We start from the raw sequence: 19,119 nt of genomic DNA on the forward strand, positions 1-19,119 counted from the left end.
GGCGATCATGCCACTGCCTCCGTGTCGTTCGCACTTGCGGTTCAGGTCACCTGACCGACTGTCAGAATCCGCCGCCGGCGTTCTCACCGGTTCCGTAGGTGCCGCGCACGGCGGCCGGGTTGACCTCCACCGTGTCCTCGCCCAGCACCGCGCCCGTGCTCTTCTTGCTGCGCCGCAGCCGCTTCTCCAGCCAGCTCGCGAAACTGGTGAGGAGGAAGTTGACGACGATGTAGATGATGCCGACGACGATGAAGCTCGGAATGACGTTGGCGTAGTTGGCCGCCAGCGTGCTGCGGGAGTTGAGGAGCTCCGTGAAGCCGAGCATCACGCCGCCCAGCGCGGTGTCCTTCACGATGACGACCAGCTGGCTGACGATGGCCGGCAGCATCGCGGTGACCGCCTGCGGGAGCAGGATGCTGGACATCGTCTGGCCCTTGCGCAGGCCGACCGCGTAGGCCGCCTCCGTCTGTCCCTTGGGCAGCGAGAGGATGCCGGCCCGGACGATCTCGGCGAGGACCGAGGCGTTGTAGAGCACCAGGCCGGTGACGACGGCGTACAGGGGCCGCTGTTCGCTGCTGATGTCCGTGGAGCGGACGTAGAACTCGTTCGCGAACAGCATCAGCAGCAGCACCGGGATCGCCCGGAAGAACTCGACCACGGTGCCGGCCACGCCCCGTACCCAGGCGTGGTCGGACATGCGGGCGATGCCGAAGACCGCGCCCAGCGGAAGGGCGATCACCATGGAGATCGCCGCTGCCTTGAGAGTGTTGCCGAGGCCGGGCAGGAGGTACGTCGTCCAGGCCTCACCGGTGGTGAAGGGCTCCCAGAGATTCCACTCCAGCTGGTTCTTGTCGTCCATCTTGAGCCACACCCACCACAGCAGGAGGGCGAGGAGGAGGGTGAAGACGACCGACAGGAGGACGTTGCGCCGTTTGGCGCGGGGTCCCGGAGTGTCGTAGAGGACCGAACTCATCGCTTCACCGCCAGTCGCTTGGCGAGCCAGCCGAGGAGGAGGCCGGTCGGCAGGGTCAGTACCACGAAGCCGAACGCGAAGACCGCGCCGATGGCGAGCGTCTGGGCTTCGTTCTCGATCATGGTCTTCATCAGGGTGGCGGCCTCGGCCACGCCGATCGCGGCCGCCACGGTGGTGTTCTTGGTCAGCGCGATCAGCACGTTGGCCAGTGGGCCGATGACCGAGCGGAAGGCCTGCGGGAGCACGATGAGGCGTAGGGTCTGGCCGAAGTTCAGCCCGATCGCGCGGGCCGCCTCGGCTTGGCCGAGCGGCACCGTGTTGATGCCGGAACGGATCGCCTCGCAGACGAACGCCGCGGTGTAGACGACGAACCCGAGCACCGCCAGCCGGAAGCCCTGGACGTCGAAGTTGTCCGCCGCGCCCATGGTCACACCGAAGATGTCGGCGAGACCGAGCGAGGCGAAGACGATGATGACCGTCAGGGGGATGTTCCGGACGATGTTGACGTAGGCGGTGCCGAAGCCGCGCATCAACGGGACTGGGCTGACCCGCATCGCGGCCAGCAGAGTGCCCCAGATCAAGGAGCCGACGGCGGACAGGGCGGTGAGTTTCACCGTCATCCAGAACGCCCCGAGGACGTCATAACCTTCTAGAAAGTCGAACACGATCTCCCGCGCTTCCGGGTGTGTGGCGTGCGTGTGGCGTACGTGGACGGGCGCGGCGCGCCGCCGCCCTGATCGCGGCGGGCGGCGGCGCGCCGGTGGGTCCCTGCGTTACTTGACGATGACGCCGACCTTCGGGGCGGGCTCGTTCTTGTAGCCGGCCGGGCCGAAGTTCTTGTCGACCGCCTTCTGCCAGGAGCCGTCGCTGACCATCTTCTCCAGGGCGGCGTTGACCTTGTTCACGGTCGCGGTGTCGCCCTTCTTCACACCGATGCCGTAGTTCTCGTTGCTCAGCTTGAGGCCGGCGAGCTTGAACTGGCCCTTGTACTTGTCCTGGGCCGCGAAGCCCGCGAGGATCGAGTCGTCCGTGGTCACCGCGTCGACGGCGCCGCTCTGCAGGCCGGCGATGCACTCCGAGTAGCCGCCGTACTGCTTCAGCTGGGCCTTCGGGGCGAAGTCGTCGTGGACGTTCTGCGCCGAGGTGGAGCCGGTCACGGAACACAGCTTCTCGCCGTTGAGGTCCGTGGCCTGGCTGATCTTGGAGTCCTTCTTGACCAGCAGGTCCTGGTGGGCCAGCAGGTACGGGCCGGCGAAGTCGACCTTCTTCTTGCGTTCGTCGTTGATCGAGTAGGTGGCCGCGATGATCTTCACGTCGCCACGGGCGAGCGCGTTCTCACGGTCGGCGCTCTTGGTCTCGACGAACTCGATCTGGTCGGGCTTGTAGCCGAGCTGCTTGGCCACGTAGGTCGCCACGTCCACGTCGAAGCCGGAGAAGGAGCCGTCGGGCTCCTTGAGGCCGAGACCGGGCTGGTCGTACTTGATACCGATCTTGATCTTGCCGCCGCCGCCGGAACCCGAGCCGGAGCCCTCGTCCTTGCTGTCGCCGCCGCAGGCGGTCGCGGACAGGGCGAGGGCGAGGACGGCGGCCGAGGCGGCGGTGACCTTGCGGAGCTTCATGGTGAACATCCTTTGGGTGGTGAAGAGAGAGCCGTCGGTGGTCGATCCGGGTGGCACGTCAGCGGCGCGACACGTCAACGGTGTGACACGTCAGTGGTGAAGGATCTTCGACAGGAAGTCCTTGGCGCGGTCGCTGCGCGGATTGCTGAAGAACTGGTCGGGCGCAGCCTCCTCGACGATCCGTCCGTCCGCCATGAACACCACGCGGTTTGCGGCCGATCGTGCGAAACCCATTTCGTGCGTGACGACGATCATTGTCATGCCGTCGCGGGCGAGCTGCTGCATGACCTCCAGCACCTCGTTGATCATCTCAGGGTCGAGCGCCGACGTGGGCTCGTCGAAGAGCATGACCTTGGGGTCCATCGCCAGGGCGCGGGCGATGGCGACACGCTGCTGCTGACCGCCGGACAGCTGGGCGGGGTACTTGTCCGCCTGCGTGGCGACGCCGACCCGGTCGAGCAGGGCGCGCGCCTTCTCCTCGGCCTGCTTCTTGTCGGCCTTACGGACCTTGATCTGGCCCAGCATCACGTTCTCGAGCACGGTCTTGTGCGCGAAGAGGTTGAAGGACTGGAAGACCATGCCGACGTCGGCGCGCAGCCGCGCCAGTTCCTTGCCCTCCTGGGGCAGCGGCTTGCCGTCGATGGTGATCGAACCCGTGTCGATCGTCTCCAGGCGGTTGATGGTGCGGCAAAGGGTGGACTTCCCGGACCCGGAGGGTCCGATGACCACGACGACCTCGCCGCGGGCGATCGTCAGGTCGACGTCCTGGAGTACGTGCAACGCGCCGAAGTGCTTGTTGACGCTCTTCAGGACGACCAGCTCGCCGGTCGCGGCCACATCTTCCTTGGCCACCGATACTTCGGTCATCGCTCTCTGGCTCCGTCCTCCTCGGTTTCGGAGGACAGTAGTAACCCCACGCGACCAGCGTCATTAGTCTTGAGGGGAATCTGAGGATCACGATCCGATAGCAAACGGACACATGTCGTAGCACTTGTCACCAGTACGCATCCGGTGTGCGTATCGGCCGGGTAACGGAAGCCCGGCGCAACCGGAACGCTCTTGACGCCGTCCTCATCCATCAGCATGACTGCACGGAGCGCACGCGCGCGTGTGTACGCACAGTTGTACCTGTTCATTGCATATTCGGATAGTACGTCCGATGGACCAAAGGGGGCCGGGGTGAGACTTCTCCTCGTCGAGGACGACAACCACGTGGCCGCCGCGCTGTCCGCGGTGCTCGCCCGGCACGGTTTCGACGTCACGCACGCGCGCAGCGGCGAGGAGGCACTCCAGGCGCTGGTCCCGGAGAGCGACGGCTTCGGGGTCGTGCTCCTGGACCTCGGGCTGCCCGACCAGGACGGCTACGAGGTGTGCGGCAAGATCCGCAAGCGCACCAGCACGCCGGTGATCATGGTCACCGCGCGGTCCGACGTACGTTCCCGCATCCACGGGCTGAACCTCGGCGCCGACGACTATGTGGTCAAGCCGTACGACACGGGGGAGCTCCTCGCCCGCATCCATGCCGTGAGCCGGCGCACCGCCCACGAGGACGTGCTCGGCGGCGGGGACACCGCGCTGGTTCTCGGCGCCGTGCGCATCGAACTGCCGACGCGTCAGGTCACCGTGGACGGCACGGTCGTCCAGCTCACCCGCAAGGAGTTCGACCTCCTCGCGCTGCTCGCCCAGCGGCCCGGCGTGGTCTTCCGGCGCGAGCAGATCATCAGCGAGGTCTGGCGCACCAGCTGGGAAGGCACCGGCCGCACGCTGGAGGTCCATGTGGCGTCCCTGCGCGCGAAGTTGCGGATGCCGGCGCTGATCGAGACGGTGCGGGGGGTCGGGTATCGGTTGGTGGCGCCGGGGGCGTAGGGCCCACCGGGGCTCGGCGGGGCTCAGCGGGCGAAGAAGCTTCCGGAGGAAACCGTGGGCCCCAGAGCTGTGCGAGGCTCGGGGGGAGGAATGTGGGTCGGGTGAGGGACGGTGGCTGTGGACGCGGGTGAGTGCGGCGGTGCGGGTGCCCGTGTGTGCGGTGGTGGTCGTGAATCGCTTGACGCGGGGGCCCGGGGTGGAACGGGGGCGGGTGTCCGGCCGAGCCGGGGGGCGGTGCTCGGCGTGGGCGCGGCGCCTGGGCAGGTGAGCGCCCCCTTCCGCGGGGGGCGTGCCGTCGCGGTGCGTCAGTGCCCGGGTATGCTCAGCGGTGCCCGTGTGCGTCGGAGCGCGCGGCTTCGGGGCGGGGTGTAGGCGGGGTCGTGCGTACACGTCTTCTTCCGCTTCTCATCGTTCTCATGGCCGCCATGCTGCTGGCCCTGGGCGTGCCGCTCGCCATCGGTATGGCCTCCGCGCAGCAGCAGAAAGTCGTCGTCGACCGGATCGACGACACCGCCCACTTCGCCGCGCTCGCCCAGTTCGTCACCGACGCCTCCGACGAGCGCCTGGAGACCCTGGAGAGCGAACTCGCCAGCTACTACAGGGTCTACGGCATCCGCGTCGGTGTCTTCTATGACGGCGACGTACCCATGGCCACGGCGCCCCGCGGGTGGTTCCTCCCCCGCACGGGCGAGGTGCGCGACGCGTTCGGCGAGGCCCTGCTCAGCCGCCGCAGCCAGGACCCCAAGCAGGTGTGGCCCTGGCAGCGGGGCCGGCTGGTCGTCGCCTCTCCGGTGATCCGGGACGGCGACGTCGTCGCGGTCGTCGTCACCGACTCGCCCACCGGACCGATGCGTTCACGGATCCTGCAGGACTGGCTCGTCATCTTCGCGGGCGAACTCGCCGCCATGCTGCTGGCCGTCGGCGCCGCCCTGCGGCTGACCGGCTGGGTGCTCAGGCCCGTACGGGTCCTCGACGCCACCACCCACGACATCGCCACCGGGCGGCTCAAGTCCCGGGTGGCGGTGGCCGGTGGACCGCCCGAACTCAGGCGCCTGGCACGGTCGTTCAACGAAATGGTGGACAACGTCGAGGACGTGTTGGAGCAGCAGCGGGCCTTCGTCGCCGACGCCTCGCACCAGTTGAGGAATCCGCTCGCCGCACTGCTGCTGCGCATCGAGCTGCTCGCCTTCGAACTTCCCGAGGGGAACGCCGAGATCGCCTCCGTGCAGACGGAGGGCAAACGCCTCGCCCAAGTCCTCGACGGCCTCCTCGACCTCGCGCTCGCCGAGCACACCGAGGCGGACCTGAGCATCACCGACATCGGCGAACTCACTGCCGAACGGGTCGCCGCCTGGACCCCCACCGCCGAGGCCAAGGGAGTGCGGCTGGTGGGGAGTTGTCCGCCCACCACCGCCTGGGCCGACCCCGTGACCCTCTCCAGCGCCCTGGACGCGGTCATCGACAACGCGCTCAAGTTCACGCCGCAGGAGGAGACCGTCGAGGTCACGGTCGCCGCGGACGGGAACACCTCCACGGTCGTCGTCGCCGACCGCGGACCCGGGCTCACCGACGAGGAACTCGCGCGCGTCGGCGACCGGTTCTGGCGCAGCGGGCAGCATCAGAACGTCAAGGGGTCAGGTCTCGGACTGTCCATCTCGCGGGCGCTCCTGGCCGCGGGGGGCGGGGTGATCTCGTACGGCCACCACGAGCCGCACGGGCTGGTGGTCACCGTGTCCGTGCCCCGTAGCCGCCCTACGGTATGACCGAGGTAGTCGTCCTACGGCTTGACCGAGCGGTAATAGCGGCGGGCGCCCTCGTGGAGGGGGACCGGGTCGGTGTAGATCGCCGTGCGTACGTCCACCAGCTGGGCGGAGTGCACGTCCCGGCCGATGCCGTCCCTGCTCTTGATCACGGTCCGGGTGAGCCACTCGGTGAGCTCGGGGTCCATGTCCTTGCGGGTGATCAGCAGGTTGGAGACGGCCATCGTCGGGACGGTCCTGTTGTTCTGGACGGACGGGTACGCCGACGCCGGCATGTTGGTGGCCCGGTAGTAGCGGGTGGGCTCGCCCTCGGCGTGCAGCGTCGCCACGAGGGAGGGTTCGATCGGGACGAAGCGGAACGCGGAGCGTTCGGCCAGCTGCTTCAGCCCGTCGGTGGGCAGGCCGCCGGACCAGAAGAACGCGTCCAGGCCGTGGCCGAGGAGCTTGGGGCCGGTGTCGATGCCCTCGGCCCTCGGCTGGATGTCCTTGGCCGGGTCGATGCCGGCGGCGTCGAGCACGCGCTCCGCTATCAGCCGTACGCCGGAGTTGGGGACGCCGATGGAGACGCGCTTGCCCTTCAGGTCGGTGATGGTGTGGATGTCGGAGTCGGCGGGGACGACGAGCTGGACGTAGTCGTCGTAGAGGCGGGCCAGGCCGCGGAGCTGGTCGGCGCCGGGGTCGCCGTTCTGCTGGTAGGTCTCCACCGCGTCGGCCGCGGCGATGGCGAAGTCGGACTTCCCGGTCGCCACGAGTCTGACGTTCTCCTGGGAGCCCGCGCTGGTCTCCAGCTTCACCTTCAGGTCCGGCATGTCCTTGTGGATCTCCTTCTGGAGGAGTCCGCCGTACTTCTGGTAGACGCCTTGCTTCGTGCCCGTGCTGAAGGTGATCGTGCCGGTCGGGGGGTTCTCGCCCAGCGGGAGCAGCCACCACAGGAGCAGGCCGAGGGCCACGAGGGCGGCGGCCGCGGTCTGGAGCGCCTGGCGGCGGCTGAGGTGGGGGAACGGCTTGGGCATGCGGGTGATCCTGCCACGCCCTCCGGGGGTTGGGGTTGGGGTTTGGGTGCGGGTTCGGTGGGGGCGGGCGTTTTTGCGCAGTTCCCCGCGCCCCTGGATGCCTGCGGCGCAATTGCGGGCCCGGTGGGGGCTTGTGTAGCGCGTGCGGTTCGGTGGGTGGGTCGGGGCCGGGGTGGGGGGTATCCGTCCTCGGTCCGGCGGCTCGGTCCCTTGAGTAGGGCTCGGTGACGGACGCCGGCCGCTGCGGGCGGACACCCCCCACCCCGTCCCCTGCCCGCCGTACGCGGCCAACGGCCCATCGTGGCGCACGTGACCGCACCCACCCAGGGGGGCGGGGTACCCCTTCAGGCGCCGTCCCGGCCCACCGGCTCCGCCACCCGAGGTGCCGTCGGGGTGTTGGCCCGGCGGGGCGTCAGTTTTGTGGCCAGGGGCTCGGTGTAGCGGGCTGTGAGGGGGCCGAGGATGACCAGGATGAGGACGTAGGCGGTGGCCAGGGGGCCGAGGGAGGGTTCTATGCCGCCCGAGACCGCCAGGCCCGCTATGACGATCGAGAACTCGCCGCGGGCGACCAGTGCGCCGCCCGTGCGCCAGCGGCCCTTGGGGGAGATGCCGGCTCGGCGGGCCGCCCAGTAGCCCGTGGCGATCTTTGTGGCTGCCGTGACCAGGGCCAGGGCGAGGGCGGGTAGCAGGACCGGGGGAATGCTCGCCGGGTCCGTGTGGAGGCCGAAGAAGACGAAGAAGACCGCGGCGAAGAGGTCGCGCAGGGGGCTCAGGAGGGTGTGGGCGCCCTCGGCCACCTCGCCTGAGAGGGCTATGCCCACGAGGAACGCGCCGACCGCTGCCGAGACCTGGAGTTGCTGGGCGACGCCCGCCACCAAGATCGTGAGGCCGAGGACGACCAGGAGGAGCTTCTCCGGGTCGTCGCTCGAGACGAAGCGGGAGATCAGGCGGCCGTAGCGGACCGCGGTGAACAGGACCAGGCCGGCCGCTCCCAGGGCGATCGCCAGGGTCAGGCTTCCGGCCAGCAGGCCCGCTCCGGCGACGAGGGCGGTGACTATGGGCAGGTAGACCGCCATCGCCAGGTCCTCCAGGACCAGGACGCTGAGGATCACCGGGGTTTCCCTGTTGCCGACCCGGCCCAGGTCGCCCAGGACCTTCGCTATGACGCCCGAGGAGGAGATCCAGGTGACGCCCGCAAGGACCACCGCGGCCACCGGGCCCCAGCCGAGGAGGAGGGCGGCCGCTGCTCCTGGGAGGGCGTTGAGGGCGCCGTCGACCAGGCCGGAGGGGTAGTGGGCCTTGAGGTTGGTGACCAGGTCGCCGGCCGTGTACTCCAGGCCGAGCATCAGGAGGAGGAGAATGACTCCGATTTCCGCGCCTATCGAGACGAATTCCTCGCTCGCTCCCAGGGGCAGCAGGCCGCCCTCGCCGAAGGCCAGGCCGGCCAGGAGGTAGAGGGGGATGGGGGAGAGGCGGAAACGGGCGGCGAAACGGCCGAGGAGGCCCAGGCCGAGGATGATCGAGCCGAACTCGATCAGGAGGACCGCGGAGTGCATGCTTCCTACTCCCGCCCCAGGATCGCCGCGGCGGCGTCCACGCCCTCGCGGGTGCCCACGACGATGAGGATGTCGCCGCCCGCCAGGCGGAAGTCCGGTGCCGGGGACGGGATCGCCTCCGCTCGGCGCAGGGCCGCCACGACGGAGGCTCCCGTGTCGGTGCGCATCTTCGTGTCGCCCAGGACCCGGCCGTTCCAGCGGGAGCCGGCCGCCACCTCGACGCGCTCGGCCACCAGGCCCAGGTCGGAGGCGTAGAGAAGGCTCGCGCTGTGGTGGGAGGGCTTCAGCGCGTCGATCAGGGCGCCCGCCTCGGAACCGGTCAGACGCAGCGACTGGGCGCAGGAGTCGGGGTCGTCGGCCCGGTACACGCTCACCGTGCGGGCACCGTCGCGGTGCGCCACCACGGAGAGATGGCGGTCCTCGCGGGTCATGAGGTCGTACTGGACCCCGATGCCCGGCAGCGGCGTCGCCCTCAGGCGTGGAGCAGACACGTTTCTTCCCCTTGTGTTTCGAGTGGTCGCGGGTGCCGGGTTCGCATGCTGCCAGGCACCCGTACGGTGGCGATATGGGTGACGTGACGGATATACGCGAGCGGCGGGGACCGGTGAGGCTGGGTTCTCGGGCGCCGTACGAGAGGAGTGAGCGCAGGGCCGTGTCGCTGTTCTGGCGGATCTTCTCACTCAACGCCGCGGGCCTCGTCGTCGCCGCCGCGCTGCTGCTGGGGCCGGTCACCGTGTCGACGCCCGTACGGCAGGGGGAGGCCGTGGTCGTCCTCGCGGGGCTCGCCCTGTTGCTGGTCGCCAATGCCCTCGTGCTGCGGGTGGGGCTCGTCCCGCTCCAGCGGCTGGGTCGGGCCATGGCCGCCGCCGATCTGCTGCGTCCCGGCGTGCGCGCCCCCGTCTCCGGCCCTTCCGAGACGGCCGTGCTGATCACGACGTACAACACCATGCTCGACCGGCTGGAGGCAGAGCGGGCCACCGGCGCGGCCCACGCGCTCTCCGCGCAGGAGCGGGAGCGGCATCGCATCGCGCGCGAGCTCCACGACGAGGTCGGGCAGACCCTCACCGCCGTGCTTCTTCAGTTGAAGAGGGTTGCCGACCGGGCGCCCGAGGAGCTGCGGGGGGAAGTGGGGCAGGCCCAGGAAGCGACCCGGGCCGGGCTCGACGAGATCCGTCGGATCGCGCGCCGGCTGCGGCCCGGGGTCCTGGAGGAGCTCGGGCTGTCGAGCGCCTTGCGGTCTCTCGCGGCCGAGTTCACGACGCACGGGCTGACCGTGCGGCATCACGTCGGCGGCGATCTGCCCCGGCTGACCGAGGAGTCGGAACTGGTGGTCTACCGGGTGGCCCAGGAGGGGCTCACGAACACCGCGCGGCACTCCGCCGCCGACCGCGCCGAAGTCCGGCTCCGGCAGGTCGCGGGGGGAGTCGAGCTCCTCGTGCGGGACAACGGCAAAGGGCTGGGCGGGGCGCCCGACGGGGCCGGGATCCAGGGGATGCGGGAGCGGGCGCTGCTGGTCGGGGCGGTGTTCTCGGTGCAGGCCGGTCCCGGGCGGGGGACGGACGTGCGGTTGCGCATACCGGCCCCGGCGCAGGTGCGCTGATGGCTCGGCCGACCCGGGTGCTGCTCGCCGACGACCACACCCTCGTACGACGAGGGGTCCGGCTGATCCTGGAGGGGGAGCCGGACCTCACGGTCGTGGCCGAGGCGGGGGACGGCGCCGAGGCGGTCGAGCTGGCACGCGCGCGTGAGGTCGACCTGGCCGTGCTGGACATCGCGATGCCCCGGATGACGGGACTGCAGGCGGCCCGTGAGCTGTCCCGGCGGCTGCCGGACCTGCGGATCCTGATCCTGACGATGTACGACAACGAGCAGTACTTCTTCGAGGCGCTCAAGGCCGGGGCCAGCGGATACGTGCTCAAGTCCGTCGCCGACCGCGATCTCGTCGAGGCGTGCCGGGCCGCCGTACGCGACGAGTCCTTCGTCTACCCCGGGGCCGAGCGGGCCCTCGTGCGGTCCTACCTCGACCGCCTGCACCGCGGTGACGACCTGCCCACGCGGGCCGTCACCGAACGCGAGGAGGAGATCCTCAAACTGGTCGCCGAGGGTCACACCACCAAGGAGATCGGCGAGCTGCTGTTCATCAGCGCGAAGACCGTCGAGCGGCACCGGGCGAACCTGCTGGCCAAGCTGGGGATGCGGGACCGGCTGGAGCTGACGCGGTACGCGATACGGGCGGGGCTCATCGATCCCTGAGCCGGGGGTGCGGGTGCGCGGCACGACGCCGCCGCACCACGTATGCGCCCGCGAGGCCGACTCCGCCGACGGCGAGTGCCACCCCGATCGCCCGCTCGAAACCCGCAGGGCCGACGCTGCCGCCGGACCCGCCCTGGACACCGAGCGTCGGAAGCGGCGTGCTGAGTGGCGTGAGGAGCGGTGTGGCGGTTGGCGTGGCGACGCTCACGGTCTCGGTGCCTCTTCGGGGGAGCGCCTCGCAGGCGATGCCGTCGTCGGGACCCTGGTCCTCGTCGAGCCGGTCGGGGTCGCTGCGGTCGAGGTCGAACTCCGCCTGCGCGTCCTCCTGGAAGGCGAAGTCGGCGCAGTCCAGGTCGCCTTGAGCGTGTGCGACGCCGGTCAGCGGTCCGGTGGTGGCCAGAACGGCCAGCGCGGCGCCGGTGAGCGCGATGCGTATTGCCATGGGTCGGGTGCCTTTCGGGGTGGGGCCGGAACAGCCGTCACCGCGAATCTAGGGACGCGCCCCGCATCCGGCCCGTGGAGCTGGGCCGAACGGGCGCGCCGTCACAGGAGCGCCTCCCAGTCCTCGTCGAAGTCCGCGGGGTTCAGGAACAGCACGTCCTCCGGCTCGGCGGCGCCCCGCAGGGACTGTTCCGTCCAGATGCACTTGCCCGTGGGGGTGTAACGGGCGCCCCAGCGGGAGGAGAGGGCCGAGATGAGCTGGAGTCCCCGGCCGCCCTCGTCGGTGTCCGCGGCGTGGCGGATACGGGGCATGGTCTGGCTGCCGTCGTAGACCTCGCAGATCAGCTCGGTGGTGTGCAGCAGGCGCAGCCGGACCGGGCCGCGGGCGTGCCGGACGACATTGCCCACCAGTTCGCTGACCAGGAGTTCCGTGGTGGGGGACAGATCGTCCAGGTCCCAGGCCGCGAGCTGTTCGCGCACATGCCGGCGGGCCTGGCTCGCCGCCTTCGGGTCGTCGTGCAGGGACCAGGTGGCCATCCGGTCGGCCGGTAGCGCGTGCAGCCGGGCCACCAGGAACGCCGCGTCGTCCGCCGCCTGCTGGTCCGCCGGCAGCAGACCGGCCGTCAGCGTGTCGCACAGCCGTTCAAGGTCCACGGCGGTCCCGTCGGCGTGGGCGGCGCCGAGCAGCCGCGCCAGCTCGGCCATGCCCTCGTCGATCTCCCGCTTCGCCGACTCCACAAGGCCGTCGGTGTACAGCACGAGCAGACTGCCCTCGGGCACCTCCAACTCGGCCGTCTCGAACGGCGGTTTGGCCGCGCCCAGCGGGGGATCGGCGTCCGGTTCGGGGAAGTGCACGGTTCCGTCGGGCCGTACCAGCGCGGGCGGCGGATGACCGGCCCGGGCGATGGAGCAGACCCGGGTCGTCGGGTCGTAGAGCGCGTACAGACAGGTGGCGTACGACGCCTCGCCCATGCCGCCGACGATGTCGTTGAGGTGGCCGAGGATCTCGTCGGGCGGCAGCTCCAGGTCGGCCAGGGTGTGCACCGCGGTGCGCAGCCGGCCCATGGTGGCCGCCTCCGGCAGGCCGTGGCCCATCACGTCGCCGACGACCAGCGCGACCTGTCCGCCGGACAGCGGGATGATGTCGTACCAGTCGCCGCCCACGTCCGCGCCCTGCCCGGCCGGGAGATAGCGGGCGGCCGCCGTGCACGCGGGCAGATCGGGCAGCGCCTGGGGGAGCAGGCTGCGCTGGAGTTCCCGGGACCGGGTGTGCTCGGCGTCGTAGAGCCGGGCCCGCTCCAGGGACTGGGCGACCAGGGCGGTGATCGTGGTGAGCAGGGCGCGTTCCTCGTCGTCGAGCAGCCGCGGCCGGTCGAAGGAGACCACGCAGACGCCGAAGGTGTGGCCGGACGCCGTCAGCGGCAGGAACGCCCAGGACTTCTTCTCGCCCCGGGTGGGGAAGTCGGCCAGTTCGGGGTAGCGGGTGGCGTACTCGCGCGCCGAGGACATGAACAGCGGGAGGCCGGACGCGATCGTGTCCCAGGCGGGGTCTCCGGTCGACGCCCGGGGGCGGCTGTCGAGGTGGGCCACGAAGTCCCGGGGATAGCCGACCGCCCCGACGTGGTGGAGCCGATTCCCCTCGCTGACCTGGACCATCAGCCCGGAGGCGGCGAACGGCGGCAGCACCCGGCGGGCGACCGCGTCCACCACGTCCCGGGAGGTCGTCGCCTTGGCGAGTTCCGTGGTCAGCTCGGCGATCCGCACCGCCCGCTCGGCCGTGGCCCGTTCCGCCGCCTGGCGCTCCTGGGCCAGCCGGCGTTTCTCCGTGACGTCCTGGAAGTAGAGGGTGCGGCCGTCCGGGCCCGGCACCAGCCGTACGTGCAGCCGCCGCCGGCAGTCCGCGATGTACACGTCGAACCCGGCGGACTTCTCCTCGGCCCCGGCCTTCAGACAGCTCTCCTTGAGACCCGGGACCTGTCGGGTGGCCGGCAGGTCCCACAGCAGGCGTCCGAACAACTCCTCCTCGGAGAAGCCGAGGAAGCGTTCCGCCTCCAGGTTGGCGAAGGTGATCCGCCACTCGTCGTCCACCGCGAGGAAGCCGTCGCTCATGTGTCTCAGGGCCCTGCTGAGGGCGTCCCGCGCGATGCGGGACTCGTTGCTCTCCCAGCCGACCCCGATCATCCGCAGGGGCTCGCCCCGCTCGTCGTAGGTCGCCCGGCCGCGGGCCTGCGTCCAGCCCCACGTGCCGTCCAGGCGCCGTACGCGGTACTCGGCCTCGAAGACGCTGTGGTCGAGGATGGCCCGCTGTGCCGCCGCCAGCGTGGGTGCCAGATCGTCGGGATGGACGATCCGCATCCAGTTGTCGATCCGGCCGGTGAAATCGGCCGGGCGGGTGCCGTACAAGGCCAGGGCGGCCTCGTCCCAGCTCAGGTCACCGTTGCGGATGTCCCAGTCCCACGAGCCGACCTGAACCTCCTTCAGGGCCTGCCGCAGCCGTTCGCCGCCCAGTTCCCCCTGGGAGGGACCGGACGGCGGCGGGGCCTGGGCCATGCGCTCCTCGGTCCAGGCGACCACGTCCCGCAGGAAGTCCCAGTGCTCCGGGGTGGGTTCACCCCGCTCGCCGACCAGGACCGTCAGCGCGCCGATGCTGCGCCGGCCGCCGAACAGGGGCAGGGCGGCGAGGCCGGTGCCGGGCCAGGCGGCCTCCTCCGGCGCGTCCGGGGACACCGGTACCCAGACGCCCCTGCCCTGCTGGAGCGCGCGGGCGGGGGCCAGGGGGCCCTCCTGGTCGACGATCTCCCAGGAGCGGGTGAGGGCGGGCGGCAGACCGACGGAGGACACCAGGCGCAGCGCGGACATCGGGCCGCGCAGGTGCACGGTCCCGCCGAGCGCGCTCAGCTCACCGACCGCGTGCCCGAGCGCCAGCCGGAAGACCTCGCTCTCCGTCGCACCAGGGGTGACCGAGCCGAGGAGGGCGAGCCGCGCGTTCATGGAGGGAACTTATCGTTCCCGATTCCGGTCGAAACCTGCTTCACAGTTTCCGACGAGCTGTTTCCCGGCATTGCCTTACTTCAACTGCCCCTGTTTCCAGGGAAGTTGCCGAAATTCCGGCCGTGTACCGTGCCGTCGGACCGGGCAGTCTCCGATCATGAGGAGCGGCATGGACATCGGTGTCTTCATCCCCATCGGCAACAACGGCTGGCTCATCTCGAAGAGTTCCCCGCAGTACATGCCGACCTTCGAGCTCAACAAGGCCGTCGTGCAGAAGGCCGAGGAGCACGGGTTCGACTTCGCCCTCTCGATGATCAAACTCAAGGGCTTCGGCGGGGAGACCGAGTTCTGGGACCACTGCCTGGAGTCGTTCACGCTGATGGCGGGGCTGGCCGCGGTCACCGAGCGGATCAGGTTGTACGCCTCCACGCCGATCCTCGCCCTGCCGCCGGCGATCGTCGCGCGCATGGCGGTCACCGTCGACTCCATCGCCCCCGGACGGTTCGGCGTCAACATCGTCACCGGCTGGGCGCCCGGCGAGTACACACAGATGGGCGTGTGGCCCGGCGACGAGCACTTCGGCAACCGGTACGCGCGGGCCGAGGAGTACGTGACGGTGATGAAGGAGCTGTGGAGCGAGGGCGTCAGCAACTTCAAGGGCGAGTTCTACGCGATGGACGACTGCGTGCTCTCGCCGCGGCCGGCGAACGGGCACATCGACATCGTGGCCGCCGGGCAGAGCGGCACGGGCATGCGGTTCGCCGCCGGGCACGCCGACTACAACTTCATCCTCGGCAGCGGCGTGAACACCCCGCTCGCCTTCGCGGACAGCGCGGCCACGCTGGTGGAGGCGGCGCGCGAGACCGGCCGGGACGTCGGTGCGCTGTCCCTGTTCATGGTCATCGCCGACGAGAGCGACGCGGCCGCCCGCGCGAAGTGGCAGGACTACCACGCGGGCGCCGACCGCGCGGCGCTGGCCTACATGGCGGGGGAGTCGGCCACGGACACCACCGCCGACGACTCCTCCACGGCCCGCACCATCGTGCTGCCCGAGGGCGCCGTGAACTTCAACATGGGGACGCTCGTCGGGTCGTACGAGAGTGTCGCGCACATGCTCGACGAGATCGCCGGGGTCGACGGGACCAAGGGGATCATGCTGGTCTTCGACGACTTCCTCGACGGGATCGAGACCTTCGGGACGCGGATCCAGCCGTTGATGCGGTCGCGGGAGGGGCGGGTGTGAGAAGGGGCCGGCGCTGTCTCGCGCCGGCCCCTTCTCACGTATGTCGTGAGGTGCCTCAGTCCGTGCCGAACTCCATGGCGGCCCGGTCCAGCAGGGCCTCGTCCTCCGAGACCTCGCCGCGGGAGGCGATCGCCTCGGCGCCGCCCTCGGGGAGTTCCGGCATGGTGCCGATCAGCCCGGTCGCGGCGGCCTGGGAGGCGCCGATGGTGGGGCTGCCGGTGCCGATCAGGCCGAGGCCCGCGTACTGCTCCAGCTTGGCGCGGGAGTCGGCGATGTCGAGGTTGCGCATGGTGAGCTGGCCGATCCGGTCCACCGGGCCGAAGGCCGAGTCCTCGGTGCGCTCCATCGACAGCTTGTCCGGGTGGTACGAGAACGCCGGGCCCGTGGTGTCGAGGATCGAGTAGTCCTCGCCGCGCCGCAGACGGAGGGTGACCTCGCCCGTGATCGCCGCGCCGACCCACCGCTGGAGCGACTCGCGGATCATCAGGGCCTGCGGGTCCAGCCAGCGGCCCTCGTACATGAGACGGCCCAGGCGCCGGCCCTCGTTGTGGTACTGGGCGACGGTGTCCTCGTTGTGGATCGCGTTGACGAGACGCTCGTAGGCCGCGTGCAGCAGGGCCATGCCCGGGGCCTCGTAGATGCCGCGGCTCTTCGCCTCGATGATCCGGTTCTCGATCTGGTCGGACATGCCGAGGCCGTGCCGGCCGCCGATCGCGTTGGCCTCCATGACCAGGTCGACGGCGGAGCCGAACTCCTTGCCGTTGATGGTCACCGGGCGGCCCTGGTCGAAGCCGATCGTCACGTCCTCGGGCGCGATCTCGACCGAAGGGTCCCAGAACTTGACGCCCATGATCGGCTCGACGGTCTCGACGCCGGTGTTGAGGTGCTCCAGGGTCTTGGCCTCGTGCGTGGCGCCCCAGATGTTGGCGTCGGTGGAGTACGCCTTCTCCGTGGAGTCCCGGTACGGCAGCTGGTGCGCGACCAGCCACTCCGACATCTCCTTGCGGCCGCCGAGCTCGGTCACGAAGTCCGCGTCCAGCCACGGCTTGTAGATCCGCAGGTTCGGGTTGGCGAGCAGGCCGTAACGGTAGAACCGCTCGATGTCGTTGCCCTTGAAGGTCGAGCCGTCGCCCCAGATCTGGACGTTGTCCTCCAGCATCGCCCGCACCAGGAGGGTGCCGGTGACGGCACGGCCCAGCGGGGTGGTGTTGAAGTACGCCCGCCCGCCCGAGCGGATGTGGAACGCCCCGCAGGTGAGCGCGGCAAGCCCCTCCTCGACCAGTGCGGCCCGGCAGTCGACCAGGCGCGCGATCTCGGCACCGTAGGTCTTCGCGCGGCCGGGCACCGAGTCGATGTCGGGCTCGTCGTACTGGCCGATGTGCGCGGTGTAGGTGCACGGGATGGCGCCCTTGTCGCGCATCCACGCGACCGCGACGGAGGTGTCGAGACCGCCGGAGAAGGCGATGCCGACGCGTTCGCCGGCGGGGAGGGACGTGAGGACCTTGGACATAGGAAGATTATGCATCACCACGCATGGTCATGCAAAGCCCAAGGTCCCGCCTCCCGCGTGATTCACGTCATCCGCGATGCGTGCCGTGCCGCCCCCCTGTGCAGGCGGCGGCACGGCAGGAGCGACGCGGGCAGCAGCCGGGGCGGCGGCCGGACCTCCGGCGGCCGGAGAGGTGGCGGCGGCTGCTGGCGAAGGCCGGGTCCCCGGAGTGCGCTTCGCGGTCGTGGCCGACCGTCCCCTGGCCGGAGCGGCCGGCTTGAGCCCTTCCATGGTCGGTGCGAGCGCCCTGGAGCGGCTGCTGCGCCCGTGAGCGGCCATGGCTGAGCGCCGGGGCGACGGTCCCCGCGGAGCGCCTACCCTTGAGCCATGACCAGCAGCAGCGACCGGAGCCCGGCAGTGGACGTTTCATCTCCGAAAACGTACGAAGTGCGCACTTATGGGTGCCAGATGAACGTCCACGACTCCGAGCGATTGTCCGGACTGCTGGAGGAAGCGGGGTACGTGCCCGCCCCCGAGGGTTCCGACGGGGACGCGGACGTCGTCGTCTTCAACACCTGCGCGGTGCGGGAGAACGCCGACAACCGGCTCTACGGCAACCTCGGCCGGCTCGCGCCGCGCAAGGCCTCGCGGCCCGGCATGCAGATCGCGGTCGGCGGCTGCCTCGCCCAGAAGGACCGGGACACCATCGTGCGGAAGGCGCCCTGGGTGGACGTCGTCTTCGGCACGCACAACATCGGCAAGCTGCCCGTCCTGCTGGAACGCGCGCGCGTGCAGGAGGAGGCGCAGGTCGAGATCGCCGAGTCGCTGGAGGCGTTCCCGTCCACGCTTCCCACCCGGCGCGAGAGCGCCTACGCGGCCTGGGTGTCGATCTCCGTCGGCTGCAACAACACCTGCACCTTCTGCATCGTCCCCGCCCTGCGCGGCAAGGAGAAGGACCGCCGTACCGGCGACATCCTCGCCGAGATCGAGGCCCTGGTCGGCGAGGGCGTCTCCGAGATCACGCTGCTCGGCCAGAACGTCAACGCGTACGGCTCCGACATCGGCGACCGCGAGGCCTTCAGCAAGCTGCTGCGCGCGTGTGGCTCGATCGAAGGCCTGGAGCGGGTCCGCTTCACCTCTCCGCACCCCCGCGACTTCACGGACGACGTGATCGAGGCGATGGCCGAGACCCCGAACGTGATGCCGCAGCTGCACATGCCCCTGCAGTCCGGCTCGGACACGGTCCTCAAGGCGATGCGCCGCTCGTACCGCCAGGAGCGCTACCTGGGCATCATCGAGAAGGTCCGCGCCGCCATGCCGGACGCCGCGATCTCGACCGACATCATCGTGGGCTTCCCCGGCGAGACCGAGGAGGACTTCGAGCAGACCATGCACGTGGTCCGCCAGGCGCGCTTCACGAACGCCTTCACCTTCCAGTACTCCAAGCGCCCCGGAACCCCCGCGGCGACCATGGACGGGCAGATCCCCAAGGAGGTCGTGCAGTCGCGCTACGAGCGTCTCGTCGCCCTCCAGGAGGAGATCTCCTGGGAGGAGAACAAGAAGCAGGTCGGCCGCACCCTGGAGCTGATGGTCGCCGAGGGCGAGGGCCGCAAGGACGGCGCCACCCACCGCCTCTCCGGCCGCGCCCCGGACAACCGCCTGGTCCACTTCACCAAGCCCGACCAGGAGGTCCGTCCCGGCGACGTGGTCACGGTCGGGATCACCTACGCCGCCCCCCACCACCTCCTCGCCGAGGGCGCCGTCCTCGACGTGCGCCGCACGCGCGCGGGGGACGCGTGGGAGAAGCGGAACGCGGCCGAGGCCGCCAAGCCGGCGGGTGTCATGCTGGGCCTCCCGAAGATCGGGATCCCCGAGCCGCTCCCGGCGGCTACGGGCGGCTGCGCGGCGCACTGAG

At 70.4% G+C, this 19,119-nt stretch carries 17 protein-coding genes; 7 read left to right on the top strand and 10 right to left on the bottom strand.

The annotated features are described in order from the left end of the window. Nucleotides 1-61: 61 nt before the first annotated feature. The 4 genes from H293_RS0131635 to H293_RS0131650 form a co-directional block, all read right to left on the bottom strand. Nucleotides 62-973 carry an amino acid ABC transporter permease gene (locus H293_RS0131635; protein ID WP_020121833.1) on the bottom strand — a complete coding sequence of 304 codons (912 nt, stop codon included), beginning with the start codon at nt 971-973 and terminating at the stop codon, nt 62-64. Further along, the gene (locus H293_RS0131640) at nt 970-1,638 is read right to left on the bottom strand and encodes an amino acid ABC transporter permease (protein WP_028808363.1); all 669 of its coding nucleotides are present in this window, start codon (nt 1,636-1,638) and stop codon (nt 970-972) included. The genes H293_RS0131635 and H293_RS0131640 overlap by 4 nt, the downstream gene beginning before the upstream one ends. 108 nt (nt 1,639-1,746) lie before the next feature. Further along, complete coding sequence (locus tag H293_RS0131645; protein WP_020121835.1) at nt 1,747-2,592, bottom strand: glutamate ABC transporter substrate-binding protein; 846 nt, start codon at nt 2,590-2,592, stop codon at nt 1,747-1,749. Between the two features lie 90 nt (nt 2,593-2,682). Next, a complete protein-coding gene (locus H293_RS0131650; RefSeq protein WP_020121836.1) occupies nt 2,683-3,459 on the bottom strand; it encodes an amino acid ABC transporter ATP-binding protein in 777 nt (258 codons plus the stop codon). A 312-nt stretch (nt 3,460-3,771) separates the two neighbouring features. On the opposite strand from H293_RS0131650, the gene H293_RS0131655 reads away from it, so the two are divergent. Both H293_RS0131655 and H293_RS0131660 read left to right on the top strand, forming a co-directional pair. After that, on the top strand, nt 3,772-4,458 hold the full coding sequence (locus H293_RS0131655; protein WP_020121837.1) for a response regulator transcription factor: 687 nt from the start codon (nt 3,772-3,774) through the stop codon (nt 4,456-4,458). Nucleotides 4,459-4,838: 380 nt separating this feature from the next. Further along, nucleotides 4,839-6,221, top strand: a complete 1,383-nt coding sequence (locus tag H293_RS0131660; protein WP_020121838.1) for a sensor histidine kinase — start codon at nt 4,839-4,841, stop codon at nt 6,219-6,221. Nucleotides 6,222-6,235: 14 nt separating this feature from the next. Here the strand turns inward: H293_RS0131660 and H293_RS0131665 are convergent, their stop codons facing one another. The 3 genes from H293_RS0131665 to H293_RS0131675 all read right to left on the bottom strand — a co-directional run bounded on the left by H293_RS0131665 (nt 6,236) and on the right by H293_RS0131675 (nt 9,278). Continuing rightward, entirely contained in the window at nt 6,236-7,231 is a 996-nt protein-coding gene (locus H293_RS0131665; protein ID WP_020121839.1) for a TAXI family TRAP transporter solute-binding subunit, read from the bottom strand. Between the two features lie 344 nt (nt 7,232-7,575). Continuing rightward, complete coding sequence (locus H293_RS0131670; RefSeq protein WP_020121840.1) at nt 7,576-8,787, bottom strand: cation:proton antiporter; 1,212 nt, start codon at nt 8,785-8,787, stop codon at nt 7,576-7,578. A gap of 5 nt (nt 8,788-8,792) precedes the next feature. Beyond that, nucleotides 8,793-9,278 (bottom strand): cation:proton antiporter regulatory subunit, encoded by a 486-nt coding sequence (locus H293_RS0131675; RefSeq protein ID WP_020121841.1) that lies wholly within the window; start codon nt 9,276-9,278, stop codon nt 8,793-8,795. A 74-nt stretch (nt 9,279-9,352) separates the two neighbouring features. On the opposite strand from H293_RS0131675, the gene H293_RS0131680 reads away from it, so the two are divergent. Beyond that, a complete protein-coding gene (locus tag H293_RS0131680; protein WP_078612709.1) occupies nt 9,353-10,387 on the top strand; it encodes a HAMP domain-containing sensor histidine kinase in 1,035 nt (344 codons plus the stop codon). Further along, nucleotides 10,387-11,040 carry a response regulator gene (locus H293_RS0131685; RefSeq protein ID WP_020121843.1) on the top strand — a complete coding sequence of 218 codons (654 nt, stop codon included), beginning with the start codon at nt 10,387-10,389 and terminating at the stop codon, nt 11,038-11,040. The genes H293_RS0131680 and H293_RS0131685 overlap by 1 nt, the downstream gene beginning before the upstream one ends. Here the strand turns inward: H293_RS0131685 and H293_RS0131690 are convergent. Both H293_RS0131690 and H293_RS0131695 read right to left on the bottom strand, forming a co-directional pair. Next, nucleotides 11,027-11,482, bottom strand: a complete 456-nt coding sequence (locus tag H293_RS0131690; RefSeq protein ID WP_020121844.1) for a hypothetical protein — start codon at nt 11,480-11,482, stop codon at nt 11,027-11,029. The genes H293_RS0131685 and H293_RS0131690 overlap by 14 nt on opposite strands. A gap of 101 nt (nt 11,483-11,583) precedes the next feature. Next, nucleotides 11,584-14,472 carry a SpoIIE family protein phosphatase gene (locus tag H293_RS0131695; RefSeq protein WP_020121845.1) on the bottom strand — a complete coding sequence of 963 codons (2,889 nt, stop codon included), beginning with the start codon at nt 14,470-14,472 and terminating at the stop codon, nt 11,584-11,586. A gap of 169 nt (nt 14,473-14,641) precedes the next feature. Between H293_RS0131695 and rutA the strand changes: the two genes are divergently transcribed. Further along, nucleotides 14,642-15,715, top strand: coding sequence for a pyrimidine utilization protein A (rutA, locus tag H293_RS0131700; RefSeq protein WP_020121846.1), 1,074 nt, complete (start codon nt 14,642-14,644; stop codon nt 15,713-15,715). A 55-nt stretch (nt 15,716-15,770) separates the two neighbouring features. On the opposite strand, the gene argG is transcribed toward rutA, so the two are convergent. After that, the gene (gene argG, locus H293_RS0131705; RefSeq protein WP_020121847.1) at nt 15,771-17,225 is read right to left on the bottom strand and encodes an argininosuccinate synthase; all 1,455 of its coding nucleotides are present in this window, start codon (nt 17,223-17,225) and stop codon (nt 15,771-15,773) included. Nucleotides 17,226-17,397: 172 nt separating this feature from the next. On the opposite strand from argG, the gene H293_RS58555 reads away from it, so the two are divergent. Next, a complete protein-coding gene (locus tag H293_RS58555; RefSeq protein ID WP_158694458.1) occupies nt 17,398-17,535 on the top strand; it encodes a hypothetical protein in 138 nt (45 codons plus the stop codon). 56 nt (nt 17,536-17,591) lie between these two features. Continuing rightward, entirely contained in the window at nt 17,592-19,118 is a 1,527-nt protein-coding gene (gene miaB / locus H293_RS0131715) for a tRNA (N6-isopentenyl adenosine(37)-C2)-methylthiotransferase MiaB (protein WP_028808364.1), read from the top strand. Nucleotide 19,119 lies beyond the last annotated feature (1 nt).

It is taken from the genome of Streptomyces canus 299MFChir4.1, assembly GCF_000383615.1.
Classification (GTDB): domain Bacteria; phylum Actinomycetota; class Actinomycetes; order Streptomycetales; family Streptomycetaceae; genus Streptomyces; species Streptomyces canus_C.